Genomic DNA, 13,726 nt, shown 5'->3' with positions numbered 1-13,726 from the left:
GACTTGCAAGGGTAAAATCACAGCAAATAGTCGAGTTTAATTTTTCTTTTAACGCGTTCTCATCTAAACTATTGCAGCATATTGTTATCCTCATTTTTGCAGTCATTCGGAGTTTTCCAGTCATGTCATACCGCACCCTTTCCCAATTTCTACAACAACAAACTGGAAATTTAACACCCGAACTTGCTCAAGTAATTGAAACTATAGCCAATACTTGCAAAACAATTGACCAAACATTACAAAAAGGTGCGTTGGCGGGCGTATTAGGCAGTGCGCAAAATGAAAACGTACAAGGCGAAGAACAAAAGAAATTAGATGTTATTTCAAATGATTATTTAATTGATGCGTTACAAAAACATCCTAATGTGGGTGGTTTGGCGTCGGAAGAATTAGACGAATTCACTCCTGCTCAGGAAAATGGTCAATATTTAGTGTTATTTGACCCACTGGATGGTTCAAGCAACATCGACATCAATATGTGTGTGGGTACTATTTTCTCAATTTTACCTGCAAAACATGCCGTGACCCAAGCTGCAGACTTTATGCAAGCAGGTACACAACAAGTTGCTGCAGGTTATGTCCTGTATGGCCCATCTACCATGATGGCGCTCACTGTTGGTGCAGGCGTGGTATTCTTTACCTTTGACCCAGAAAGCCAAGAGTTTTTGGTGACTGCAGACAACATTCAAGTTGCTGCCGATACAAAAGAATACGCGATCAATGCTTCAAACCAACGCCATTGGGAAGCACCTGTAAAACGCTATATTGATGAGCTTTTGGCTGGTAAAACTGGGCCACGCGAAAAAGACTTTAACATGCGTTGGGTTGCATGTATGGTAGGCGATATTCACCGTATCCTTTGCCGTAGCGGGGTTTTCATGTATCCATACGACTTAAAAGACCCGAAAAAAGCAGGTCGTTTACGTTTAATGTATGAAGCCAATCCAATGAGTATGCTCATGGAACAAGCAGGCGGTGCGGCAACCACAGGTCGTGTGCGTATTTTAGACATCCAACCCACAGACCTACATCAACGTGTGCCTGTCATCATTGGCTCAAAAAATGAAGTCGATTTGGTCAGCAGCTACCATCAATAATTTTTAACAACAGCAGTCGGCCATTCGCTGACTGCTGTGGATTTTATCGCATGCCTACGATTTTTTTAGAATCAAAAGATAACCCGAAAATTAAACACTTACGTGGTTTAATTGAACAAAATAACTATCGCAAAAAACAGGGACAAACGGTACTTGAAGGTACACATTTGTGTCTGGCGTGGTTACATGAAAATAAAAAAATCAATTCGATTTTTACCACCGAACATGCACTAAGCCATCCTGACTATGAGCGTATTTTGGCTAAATACACAGGCGTGGTCTTTGTCATTGGCGAATCTTTATATAAAGATTTAAGCACTTTAGGCACTTCCCTTGCCTGTTTAGCCATTGTCGACGTGCCAAGTTCAAGCCAAGCTTTAGACTTTAAAGCAGACACACTGATTTTAGAAAATGTGCAAGATCCGGGTAATGTCGGCACCTTATTGCGCTCTGCAGCAGCAGCAGGTATTGAACAAATTATTTGTACCAAAGGCTCTGCCTCACTTTGGTCGCCACGGGTGTTACGTGCAGGCATGGGCGCACACTTTAGCTTGCATACCTTTGAAAATATTGAACTCGAAGATGTCTTAGCACAATTTCAGATTCCTGTATATGTGACCAGTTCACACCATGCAGAAAGTCTCTATTCCAAAAATCTGCGTAAGGCTTGCGTCTGGATTCTAGGCAATGAAGGTCAAGGTGTGTCCGATTATGCCTTACAGCATGCAGAAGCGGTAAGTATTCCACAACCAGGTGGACAGGAATCTTTGAATGTGGCAATTGCAGGCTCAATCTGTTTCTTTGAAATGGTACGCCAACGTCTGTAAATGGTTAATTTATTTTAAAAAGACTAGCCCTGCAAAAAAAATAGATTAGACTGAAAATAATAACTTGCAATGTCAACCAAACCATTGTTTTTAGCGTTATAAAAATATGATGTTAAAAATAATCGTGGGTATCCAATGACAGGATTTTCCATCTCTATGGATTTAAACCCGAAGTCGTCACACTCGGAAAATTTGAGTGCTCTTAAGAGTACGGCTGAGCAACGTCTGAAGAATTTTATGCAAGAAGTAACGGGGCGTGCCTTAGTGATGATGGAAAGTGCAACGCAAGGACAGCACGGCATTGCTATGGATTTGGTGCAAGAAGCCTTTATTTCCTTGCATAAATCTTATGCTGACAAAGCCACAGAGGAATGGTATCCCCTGTTTTACACCATTTTAAATAACAAATTACAAGATTGGCGTCGTAAAGAAGCTCGCCGCGCTCAACCGTTTTCATGGTTCAAAAAAATCAGTTTAGATGATGACGATGTTGAACAACTTGATATTGTCGATGAGCAAGCACTCAATCCTGCAGAGTTTTTAGATCAAGCTGTGACTGTAGAAGAAATTCAGGCAGCAATTGCGGGGCTTCCTGTGCGGCAACAACAAGCTTTTATGTTACGTGCTTGGGAAGGTTTTGATACGCAAACCACCGCACAAATTATGAACTGCACTGAAGGCAGTGTAAAAACGCATTATCACCGTGCTATTCAAGCTTTACGCAACAGTTTGGCACATATGAATCCGTATCTGGGAGGATCATCAGAATGAAACAAGATGATTTCTTAAAACAAGTGACATCTAAACTTGATGGATTGGCTCGCCACCATCAAGACAAAGCCGCGGTCATGAATCATGTCTTGGACAATATTCAAGACAAGAAAACATCGCGCTATGGGCTTTGGAAAATGTCAGGTTTTGCATTGGCTGCGGCAATTGCAGGTTTTGTGGTCTTGCCAAATTCAATGGAAATGACCACACAGCCGCAGAATCAAGCTGTATCTGTTCCTAAACTTTCTCCACAAATGGTGGAAGATTTAGAAATGTTAATGGTGTTGGGTGAGGACAAAGTTCCACATGGCAGCTAAACGAATTGTGATTGCGTGTTGTGCGCTCAGTTTTTTACAAACCAGTTTTGCAGGGTTTGAGCGTTTTTGGATTTTTTCCAAAGATGCAGATACGCAAATTTCAGAAACCTGGGAAACTCTTTCTGAAGAAGAACAATTGGCCTTAATTAAGCGCTATCAAAACTTAAAAGAAATTCCTGCAGAAAAAAGCGTAGCTTTACAGCAGCGGATGGATTGGTTTACTCAACTGCCTGATAGCGAAAAACAAAAAATGCGTGAAACTTGGCAAAAAATGAGCACGCAAGAACGTCGTGAATTAGGACAACGCTTGCAACAAGCAACACCTGAACAACGACCTTTAATTCGTCAGGAATACATTCTTAAATATCAGCAGCCTGCAATGAGTCACTAATTTTATCTGTTCATGGATAATAGAAAGTACTTGAAGTCACCAATAACAAAAGCCTCATCGTGTAAAACAGATGAGGCTTTTGCAATAAAGAGTCGGTAGATTACGATTTTCTTGGACGTTGACGATAGAACGCCAATCCGATTAAACCAAACATACCCCAGAAACCTAAGCTTCCCCCACCGCCACCACTGGCTTCATAATTGGTATTTTTCGCTGTATTTTCTAAAGTAATGGTCGCTTCAGGCGATAATTCCAGTTCATGATCGAAAATCGTGTATTTCAGCTCATAATCAAATGGGCTAAAGCTATTTCGTACTTGAACCTGAATATTGCCACCATAACAAATTTCACGTGCATAATCCCCAGGACAAGGTGCTTGACGATCTGCCGTAAGTACCACACCTGAAGGTACTTGTGTAAAACGAATTGCCAGTTCTTGTCCTGTACTATCTTTATAGAATGCAGGCTTATTGGTATTTTCTTTCAAAGTGCTGATAGAACCATCGCCTGCATCGCTATCATTCAGCAATGGATTAAAACTCACTTTGAGGTCTGTACCATATTCAAGTCGTACACGATCATCTTTTGCAATTGGGGCAATATTGCTAAATTTACCTTCAAGTAAGCCCGAAGAATGCAAATTACTGTCCAATTTTGAGGTAATGGTGTATTTACAATACGCTGAATCGGTTGCTTCTGTGACTTTATCATTCAGTCGATACATCACAATCCGTTGCAACTGTGCATCCCATTCACATTTGAATAGTGGATCTTGGGTCAATTTATCGGTACTAAATGTGGTACCTGAACCCGAAATTGCACCAATCCCCAATACTTCAGTGCTAATGCTAAAGTTGTCAGAATTAAGCTGTCTTAACTGAACAAATTTCCCATCTGCAGTTGGTTCATCTTGCTTTAATGCCATCGCAAATGGATCAACATAAATGGCACGATATTGCTGCTTAGCTTTGGTATTCGCCAACAAATCCTGCATCGTTTTCAAATCAGTACGCGATTGAGAAACGACCGAAGATGCAGCATCTTTACTTTGATCTATCGCAGACTGAATACGGTCAATTTGTTGCTGATAATTGGCAAATAAACTTTCATAAGAGACATTACGCAAGCTTTGAATATCGGCTGCATTTAAGCGCATCACTTCTACAGAGCCAATTTCACAGGTATTTTTTGCATCAGGATTTAAAGTTAAAGTTGCATTACTCACCCGCGCTAAACCACGTTGTTCATAATCACTACACCCCATGCTGTTTACATCAATCAAATCTTTCGCAGGGTCTGAACCAAGTTTTGGATAATACAACGGCAGGAATAAATTATAAGCAGATGGTTCTTGCAAGGGCTGCAATACTTGATCAAAGCTAAGCCCTGTCAAATCCAAATTTTTAGCACCATCATAAGAACTATTTGCTGTTTCAGGCAAATCACACTCGCCTTGCTCTGTCGCTGATCCCATTGCGAATAAGGCATTGCGAATTGTGTTGATGTTGCGCGCCTGCTCTAAGCTCGCAGGGAATGCATAACGACAAGATTTACCTTGGTTAAAGGCCAACATATTAAAAGAGAGGACAATACGTGGATAATTGTCATAAAACAAAGTACTCAATGCTTTATTTTCAACAATGGTATTACTTTGCAAATACACCTGTGACAAAGTGCTAAGCGGATGATTTTCTGCATTACTTAAGTTAAAGATATGACCTTTGCTGGTATCAGCTTGGTTTTGTGCAATCGTACTGGCAGTCAACGCAAGATCTGGTTGGCCGCAAAGATCAAAAGTACTAAGACTATTTGCAGCACCATTTTTCACAATACTGCTGCGGTCAATTTTCACCATAGAGCGTGTATTGACCAAGTTGGCACTACAATCCATTGCCAACACACTACCTACTTTGGCTTGGTTCGCATGGATATAAGCATTCTCTAAATTGACTTGACGCTCCGCTTGATGAGCAACAACGTAAATTGCACCACCTTGTTCTGCATGCGAATTTTGAATTTCGACATTGTTCGCAGCTAATGGGCCTGCCACAAATAATGCACCACCCTTGCCTGCATCTGCAGGGTTTGCATTACCACCACCATGGGCATTCCCATTTTTTAGAATGACATCGTATAGCGCCACGCTGGCTTGGGTATCTGAAGTATTGATAATGCGGCTATTGCCATGTGCATTAATAGTGGTTTTTAACGGTGCAATTGAAGGATAACGATGTGTAATTGGATCTACTTGGTTATAGTCGACCGCTGTCGCCCCATAAATACGCACCATAGATTGCGGGCGTAATTCTGAGTTTAAGATATATTCCCCAGCCTGCAACTGAATCATATCGGTTGCACCACGGTTGGTATTGCCTGCGCTACATCCACCGAACGCAATATTCTGCTTGGCCGCAACTAACGCTTCACGTAATGAACATTTGCTTAAGTCTTCACCATTTTGATCTTCAAAGGTCGTGACCTGAATCACACGATTATCTGCTGCCATAAGCGACATAGCAGACAGCACCATTATCCCTAATAGTGTTTTTTTATTATTTTTCATATTCATCCTTTATGCTTTTCTACGGCGTAAACCCAACAAGCCCAATAAAGCCATTAATCCGTAAGCGCTCCATGCACCGCCAGAAACTTTTATTTTATCGCTTTCCATACGATTTTCATGTTCTTGAATAACTTGGACTTTCACTTCCATATAAGGTGTTGTGCTGTTAAAACGTGTGGTACTGGTGACTAATTTAATTTTAAAAACATCTGCACCATGCCAAGCAGAATCTGGGGTATATACCAAATTCCCCAACTCATCTACGGTCAATTTTCCTTTAGAACGTGTATCGAGTTGCTCAATTTGCACACAACCTGCTTGCCATGCTTGGCCTGTCGGATTGTTTGGATAGACTTGATCACAAAATTCTTTAGGCACCAAATCACTATCACCCAACAAATCACTCACCGACATTTTAGCAATTTGACCCGCCAAAATATCTTGACCTATAAGCCCCATAGTTTCAGGAACCATCACCTCTATTGCACCACGGTCACATAAGGTAATATCTGACTGACGGTTTTTACCGCGCTGATCTGAAGCAGCACAACCGACTACCGTATTATCCCCCAGTTGTAATTGCCCCTGATTCAACACCACAGAATCTTTCAGGCTGTTATAATTGAGCAATACGCGTGGGCGCATAAAGCCCAAGAATGAGTTTTCAGGAACTTGATATGGACAAAAGAGTGCCGTTTTATCTTGACTGAGGGTTTGGCATGCACCTTCAAGCAGATTACCTGCAAGCACCGAATTTGCAGTCCATAGCGTATTTGGATAGTTGCTATCGCCTGCTCCACAGCCTGCGCCGACTAAATTATTTTGCAATCTTGTTGCATCTGAACCTGCTTGCACACAGTTTGCTGCAGTATTCACACTCACAGGATGTGGATTACCCAAAATCACACTATTGGCAATATAGGCTTTACCCAAAGGTGCGTTGAGATACACACCACGGCTGTTACCAATCAAGCTAATGTTATTGACACCAATATCATCCAGCACATTCATGACATAGCCTTCATTTGCAGTAAAAGTACTGCTCACGATCATATTCCCCATACTAGGAAAGGCTTTGATTTCTTCATCTGCCAAACTTGCTGCAGAATAGAGATTGGCTGAAGCAACTGATATGGTTTTGTTGCCTTTAAATACTGAAGTTGTAATCACAAAGCGTGGGAATTGCGTATAAATGACGCCACCTTCCTGCGCTTGGTTAGCTTCAAGCAAGCTATTTTTGATCTCAATAAAACCTGCAGGGATCTTCTCGTCAGTCATTTGTGCGAGGTTATAAATTGCCCCACCTTGATTGGCTACACCCTGACTCAGTTTCACATAGTCTAAAATTAAATGTTCATTATTATAAATCAGACCACCTTGTTGCTGACGACAGCGTTCCTCACCGCAGCCCTGTAAAGTTAATTCTTTTAAAGAAACTTTTAAGAAACGATCCTTGCTATCTTCAATGTGGAAAATTCGCTCATTGCCGCGCATCTGAATCGTAGCATTATTCAAACCTGGGGCAGTTTTATCATTCAGACTACTGTCATAGGTGGTTTTAATTTCAAGGTTTTCTGTAATTTTAAGTTGAGTATCAATTTGATAGACGGCTTTCTTTTCTAATAAAATCACACTTGAGGCATTTTTGCCGCCACAGCCCAAATAGCCTTCTTCGGGCATGCCTAAATTAATATACTCAATGGCTTCACGCAAAGAACATTGTTGATCATCTGCTTTGGTGTCAGCAGTGGTGGTGACAATGATATTACTACTATATGCATGACCTGCGATAAACAGCATACCAATGCCGATGCTCTGCTTGAGCATAAGCGTACTCCTTGTAATTTTCTTTGTTTTTTTTCTTCTTTAGTTGCAAATTCCCTGCAACTTCGAATTATTTTCCGAATAATTTGGCATAGCTTGCGCAAATTCTCAAGTAATTTTAATTTTTACCGATATTCGTCAATTAAAGCATAAATCTGACGCAGGTTTGCTCCACTTAATTTCGTTTTCTCTCCTTTAAGTAATTGCACCAACTGTTCAAGGCTTTGCAGCAAAATCGAGGTCTGCTGTGGGCCATGTAACAACAAATAATCAATAATTTGTGGGTCGATGATAATCCCGCGACGCTCTAACACGGAACTCACTAAAGCTTGTCGGTCTGCATACAAACTGCCTGAAGGCACTTTAACACTCACTGCCTGCGTCAAACGTGATTGCAAATCGGGCAATTCAAGCTTTAATTCAATCGGTGCAAAACGTGATGAAAACACCAACTGACCACCAACCTCATTGCTGTAATTGATTAAGTGAAACACCGCACGTTGCCAATGTGGTACACCACTAATCGCTTCAATATCGTCTAAAGCAACCAAATCATAACGGTCTAAAGAGGTAATTGCTTCTGTTGGGGCATCCAATAATTCAAGTAAGGATACTTTAATAGCTGATTTGCCAATTTCTAAATAGGAATCGCAAATTGCAGACAATAAATGACTTTTGCCTGTGCCCGCACCACCATAGACATAAAAGCGATTGACCAATCCTGCATGAAGCTGTCGAACTGCATCAATCACATGCCCCCAACCCGGACCAGAAAAATCACTGATCCGTGCATCTAATTGAGGCTCGATATCTAACTGCAGTTGACGCATAGAATTGTAATCACCTAGGAGTTTTGCTGATCTGAGGGCTTTATCTTACTTGATTTTTCAGTCTGTTGCAGTGAATTTGCTGACTGAGGATCAAGCTCAATATCAATATGAACTTGTGCTGTATCAATGCTGATGTCACCCGATGCACCATCTTCCGACACCACCACAGGTTGCCCATACAAATAACTTTTTTCGTAAAAATCACGTAAATGACGCAGTAAAACCACAATCACTGCTGCTACTGGTAAAGCAATCAACATACCCATGAATCCAGCCAGTTGTGCACCTGCTAAAACAGCAAACACCACCGCGACTGGCGAAAGCCCGATTTTATCACCCAATAAAAACGGTTGTAGAATATAGCCTTCCACCGCCTGTCCAATCATAAAGACCACAAGGACTAAAACCAATTGCATCCAGTCAATGCCAAATTGTAGGAAAGTGGCAATAATGGCTGCAACAATCCCTACAGCGAAACCTAAATACGGAATAATACTAGCAAGTCCCGCAACCATCCCAATAATCAAACCGACTTCTAAACCAATCAGTTGCAATCCAGTCGCATAAACGACGCCCAACAAGATCATCACCAAAAACTGACCTTTAACGAAAGCACCTAATACACTGTGACATTCTTGCACCACAGCTAAAGTGCTTTGCTCATAAGGACGCGGAATTAAGCGACGCAGGCTGTCGAGCATACGCTGCCAGTCGAGTAGAAAATAGAAAGCAATAATTGGAATCAGCACTACGGTACCACCAATTTGAATAAAATTCAGACCAGACTGTGCAACACTCAATAACATGGCCTGAATACTATCGGCACTATAATTGGTTTGCACATAATCCATGACGATGCTGCTCATGTGCGAGGTATCAATTTCCATTTCTTCAATATGAAAAGTCGAAGACACCCACGGCAAGAAGGTCGAATTGATCCAGTTAATACCGACAGGAATACTGTCACGCGCAATCATCAACTGCTTCCAAACCAAAGGAATGATGTACCAAACTGCCAAAGTCAGCGCGATGCCAATCCCAATAAAAACCAAACTGATAGATAGCCAACGTGGCAAACCGACTTTGCAAAATTGTTCAACCAATGGGCTAAATAAATAAGCCATGAAAAATGCAACAACAAAAGGAATGACAACCGGTTTTAATAAGTACAGCACCCAAAGGAGCAGAACTATCCCAGACAGGATAAAAATGCGACGCAAGGTACGATCGACCATAGAAATTCGCCTTTTTTCAGTTTATTCGTTATAGAAGTTAAAATATTTGAATAAAGATAGCATTTTAGCGCATAAATAACATAAGAGTTTCGTATATTCAGGTATAATCGCCCCGCGAATGCGGAGACTTCATTATGAGCAACTCAACTTCTAACCCAACCACTGGTTTAAGCTATAAAGATGCTGGTGTCGATATTGAAGCGGGCGACGCGTTAGTCGATCGTATCAAATCTGTCGCTAAGCGCACGACTCGTCCTGAAGTGATGGGTGGATTAGGCGGCTTTGGCGCACTTTGTAAAATTCCGAAAGGTTATGAAGAACCTGTGCTCGTATCTGGCACAGATGGTGTAGGAACTAAATTACGTTTAGCGTTGAACCTAAACCGCCATGACACAATTGGTCAAGATTTGGTGGCAATGTGTGTAAATGACTTACTGGTGTGCGGTGCTGAACCTTTATTCTTCTTAGACTACTATGCAACAGGTCACTTAAATGTAGACGTTGCAGCCAATGTTGTTACAGGAATTGGTAAAGGCTGTGAGCTTGCAGGCTGTGCGCTTGTAGGTGGTGAAACTGCTGAAATGCCAGGCATGTATGAAGGTGAAGATTACGATCTTGCAGGCTTCTGTGTGGGCGTGGTTGAGCAAAGCAAAATTATTGATGGCTCTAAAGTAAAAGCTGGTGACGTTCTGATTGGTGTCGCTTCTTCAGGTGCACACTCAAACGGTTACTCTTTACTTCGTAAAATTTTAGACGTAAAAAATGTTGATTTAACTCAACTGGTTGATGGTCGTCCACTGGCTGACGTTGCCATGGAACCAACACGCATTTATGTCAAATCAATGCTTGAACTGTGCAAACAAGTTGATGTGCATGCTATGGCGCACATTACGGGTGGCGGTTTACCAGGTAACTTACCACGTGTATTGCCAAATGGTGCGCAAGCAGTGATTGACGAATCATCTTGGGAATGGCCAGAACTGTTCAAATTGTTACAACGTGAAGGCGGTGTAGAACAGTTTGAAATGTATCGCACCTTTAACTGTGGTGTAGGTATGGTTGTTGTTGTAGATGCCAACGATGCAGACAAAACAGTTGAACTTCTCAACAGCCTTGGCGAAAAAGCTTGGGTGATGGGTCATATTCAAGACAACGCCGAATCCGTTGAAGGCGCAGATGAAAAAATTCGCGTAATTTTTGCGTGATTTGACTCAGATGATCAAAATAGCTGTCCTCGTTTCAGGCAGCGGAAGTAACTTACAAGCCCTGATAGATGCCAATCTTTCAGGGCAAATTGTTGGGGTTATTTCCAATAAGCCTGATGCTTATGCTTTACAACGCGCTCAACAAGCAGGGATTCAAACTGCAGTGATTGAGCACAAACAATATCCGAGTCGTGAATTATTTGATGATGTCATGCATCAACAATTACTTGCATGGGATGTTGATTTGGTGGTGCTTGCGGGCTTTATGCGTATTTTAAGTGCCAAATTTGTGCACGCTTGGGAAGGTAAAATGCTCAACATTCATCCTTCACTCTTGCCGCATTATAAAGGCATGCACACCCATCAACGTGTACTCAATACAGGCGATACTTTACATGGTTGTACCGTGCATTATGTCACTGCTGAATTAGATGCAGGTCAAGCACTGGCACAAGGTGTGTTGCAAGTAAACATCCACGATGATGCCGAAAGCTTGGCGAACCGTGTGCATGTGTTGGAGCATTTGATTTATCCGCAAGTGGTTGAATGGATTTGTAACGGAACCATTCAGCACACTGCGCAAGGTGTGATGTATCGCCAACAACTGTTACAACAACCTGTGCAGTTTTGCAATTTTTAAATATTCTTTAAGTATGTAGCTTTTGATATATACGAAAAAACGCCTGTTGATCAGGCGTTTTTTATGGTTCGTATTTGGTTCAGACTGAATTAAACAGAAGCAGCTTTACTCTGCTGTGCTTGAATCAAATCTTTAATCAACTGCACCGTCGCTTCAGGTTTTTCTAAAGGGAACATATGTCCACCTTCAACCACCTGATAAGCAATGTTGAATTTCTTGGCGGTAATTTGTGGGAAACCTGCTTTTAAGAACGGCCCTTTTTTTGCAATCACCAATTCTGTCGGCACTTGCAGTTTTGCTTGCGGTAACCACCACAGTGATGGATTGGTTCTAAAAATATTGACCTCGTCCATTTTTGGAATGGTCAATTGTACCCCGCCTCGTACATGGTCATCAGTCAAAGCATGCTCGATATAAGCCTGAAAACAGTCGGCATCAAAATCTTGATAAAAACCTTTCGGACGCAATAAGTCTGCTGCTTGCTCACGACTTTCCCAATGATCACGACGGCGCAAAGACAAAGATGCAGGCGACAGTTGATCTACTGCTTTAAGCTTAAACATTTTGGCAAAATGTAAAAACACCGATGCTTTACCCATAATTAAAGGTGGATCAAGCATGATCACTTGTTCAAATAATTCAGGGCGTTGTAAAGAGGCTTGAAACGACAACACTGCACCTAAAGAATGCCCCAACGCAATCACTTTACGTCCCTGAGCTTGACGTACAACACTATCAATCACTTGTTGGGTTAAGCTTTGCCAATGATTATCAATCGGATAACGCTTATCTGGCCCCAACAAAGGGACGTAAATCACATCGTAATCATCTTTAAGTAAATCAAACAGTTTTTGATAAACCTTCGATGGCACGCCATTGGCATGCGCAAAATGAATCAGTGGTTTCATTGTAATTTCGCGTTTTGCTCAGTCTGAATATGTTGAGATAAAGAAGTGGCAAAGCCCTCTCCCACTGCTGCACCCATACGACCCAACACAGAGTCTAAAGGACTATGTTCAATGGTATAGTTCACTGTTTTATCTAGGTTTAAATCACGCTTCAGGCTATTTAAACTGCCAATCTTATCGGCAATGCCTAAAGTCACGGCTTGCTCACCTGTCCAGAACAGACCTGAGAAAATCGCAGGATCTTGTGATTTCAGTTTCGCGCCGCGTCCATCTTTCACTGCTTGAATAAAGTGGCCATGCACATTATCTAATACGGCTTGCACATGTTTTTTCTGTTCAGGATCAACAGGTTGTGTCATCGACAATAAGGCTTTATTTTCACCTGAGGTCATAGTACGATCTTCCACACCCATCTTCTGCATTAAACCGCTCAGGCCGTAATTTGGCATAATTACGCCAATTGAACCCACCAAACTAGATGGATTGACAATAATTTCATCTGCAGCAGAGGCAATATAATAGGCACCTGAGGCACCAGTATCGCCAATGACAGCATACAGTTTTTTATCCTGATGCTGTTTTTTCAGATATTGAATTTCTTGCCAGATTTCATCGGACTGTACAGGTGAACCGCCAGGTGAATTGATGTTCAATACAACGGCTTTACTGTTACTATTTTCATAGGCTTTTTTCAGCGACTTAATGGTGTCGTTGCTATTCACACTTTGCTTATCTGATGCAATCGTTCCAACAATATCGACTACTGCTATGTGCGGACTCGCCGCAGATGGATTCGTCGTCGTAGTACTGCACCCTTTGCCCATTATCACCAACAGTAAAAATATATAAGCAAAAGTTAAAAACTTAAAGAAAATCCCCCAACGACGTGCACGACGTTGTTCTTCAACTGAAGCTAAAACAGCTTTTTCTAATAGTTTCCACTCATTGCCTGTGGGCTGCTGTGCTTGTGGAGATATTTGTTGTGATTCATTTTGTGGTTTTGGTGGCCAATCGGACATGAAACAATCCAAAAAATAGTAAATTTGCTCCATTATATACACGGAATTGGCAAAAACTGTCTAAAGCCTGTATTTTCTCCTATAATATTTTACATCTTT

At 41.6% G+C, this 13,726-nt stretch carries 13 protein-coding genes; 7 read left to right on the top strand and 6 right to left on the bottom strand.

The genetic code is table 11. The annotated features are described in order from the left end of the window. Positions 1-122 precede the first annotated feature (122 nt). From FTT78_RS00480 to FTT78_RS00460, 5 genes are all read left to right on the top strand, one after another. Positions 123-1,097 (top strand): class 1 fructose-bisphosphatase, encoded by a 975-nt coding sequence (locus FTT78_RS00480; protein ID WP_096901127.1) that lies wholly within the window; start codon positions 123-125, stop codon positions 1,095-1,097. Positions 1,098-1,147: 50 nt separating this feature from the next. Then, positions 1,148-1,924, top strand: a complete 777-nt coding sequence (locus FTT78_RS00475) for an RNA methyltransferase (protein ID WP_004971802.1) — start codon at positions 1,148-1,150, stop codon at positions 1,922-1,924. Between the two features lie 156 nt (positions 1,925-2,080). Beyond that, positions 2,081-2,695 carry an RNA polymerase sigma factor gene (locus FTT78_RS00470; RefSeq protein ID WP_180043365.1) on the top strand — a complete coding sequence of 205 codons (615 nt, stop codon included), beginning with the start codon at positions 2,081-2,083 and terminating at the stop codon, positions 2,693-2,695. Next, entirely contained in the window at positions 2,692-3,012 is a 321-nt protein-coding gene (locus tag FTT78_RS00465; protein WP_004971804.1) for a hypothetical protein, read from the top strand. Before FTT78_RS00470 ends, FTT78_RS00465 begins: the two co-directional genes overlap by 4 nt. Beyond that, on the top strand, positions 3,002-3,403 hold the full coding sequence (locus FTT78_RS00460) for a DUF3106 domain-containing protein (protein ID WP_004971806.1): 402 nt from the start codon (positions 3,002-3,004) through the stop codon (positions 3,401-3,403). The genes FTT78_RS00465 and FTT78_RS00460 overlap by 11 nt, the downstream gene beginning before the upstream one ends. A 100-nt stretch (positions 3,404-3,503) precedes the next feature. On the opposite strand, the gene FTT78_RS00455 is transcribed toward FTT78_RS00460, so the two are convergent. The 4 genes from FTT78_RS00455 to cxpE all read right to left on the bottom strand — a co-directional run bounded on the left by FTT78_RS00455 (position 3,504) and on the right by cxpE (position 9,855). Then, positions 3,504-5,918, bottom strand: a complete 2,415-nt coding sequence (locus tag FTT78_RS00455) for a CSLREA domain-containing protein (protein ID WP_228153770.1) — start codon at positions 5,916-5,918, stop codon at positions 3,504-3,506. Between the two features lie 57 nt (positions 5,919-5,975). Next, on the bottom strand, positions 5,976-7,793 hold the full coding sequence (gene rbtA, locus FTT78_RS00450; protein ID WP_167845887.1) for a rhombotarget A: 1,818 nt from the start codon (positions 7,791-7,793) through the stop codon (positions 5,976-5,978). Positions 7,794-7,915: 122 nt separating this feature from the next. Beyond that, positions 7,916-8,620 carry a DnaA regulatory inactivator Hda gene (gene hda / locus FTT78_RS00445; RefSeq protein WP_004971812.1) on the bottom strand — a complete coding sequence of 235 codons (705 nt, stop codon included), beginning with the start codon at positions 8,618-8,620 and terminating at the stop codon, positions 7,916-7,918. A gap of 14 nt (positions 8,621-8,634) precedes the next feature. Further along, a complete protein-coding gene (gene cxpE, locus FTT78_RS00440) occupies positions 8,635-9,855 on the bottom strand; it encodes a chloramphenicol efflux transporter CxpE (protein WP_167845886.1) in 1,221 nt (406 codons plus the stop codon). 134 nt (positions 9,856-9,989) lie between these two features. On the opposite strand from cxpE, the gene purM reads away from it, so the two are divergent. Both purM and purN read left to right on the top strand, forming a co-directional pair. Further along, on the top strand, positions 9,990-11,060 hold the full coding sequence (purM, locus tag FTT78_RS00435; protein ID WP_104853216.1) for a phosphoribosylformylglycinamidine cyclo-ligase: 1,071 nt from the start codon (positions 9,990-9,992) through the stop codon (positions 11,058-11,060). A 10-nt stretch (positions 11,061-11,070) separates the two neighbouring features. Next, entirely contained in the window at positions 11,071-11,700 is a 630-nt protein-coding gene (purN, locus tag FTT78_RS00430) for a phosphoribosylglycinamide formyltransferase (RefSeq protein ID WP_179990107.1), read from the top strand. Positions 11,701-11,789: 89 nt separating this feature from the next. Here purN and FTT78_RS00425 read toward each other — a convergent pair whose 3' ends face one another. Together FTT78_RS00425 and sppA are read right to left on the bottom strand one after the other, a co-directional pair. After that, positions 11,790-12,608, bottom strand: a complete 819-nt coding sequence (locus FTT78_RS00425) for an alpha/beta fold hydrolase (protein WP_004971819.1) — start codon at positions 12,606-12,608, stop codon at positions 11,790-11,792. After that, the gene (sppA, locus tag FTT78_RS00420; protein ID WP_180043339.1) at positions 12,605-13,627 is read right to left on the bottom strand and encodes a signal peptide peptidase SppA; all 1,023 of its coding nucleotides are present in this window, start codon (positions 13,625-13,627) and stop codon (positions 12,605-12,607) included. The genes FTT78_RS00425 and sppA overlap by 4 nt, the downstream gene beginning before the upstream one ends. Between the last annotated feature and the right edge of the window lie 99 nt (positions 13,628-13,726).

Origin of the sequence: Acinetobacter sp. YH01011 (assembly GCF_013420785.1) — a bacterium.
GTDB lineage: Bacteria > Pseudomonadota > Gammaproteobacteria > Pseudomonadales > Moraxellaceae > Acinetobacter > Acinetobacter towneri.
This window is presented reverse-complemented; position numbering and strand designations above follow the sequence as displayed.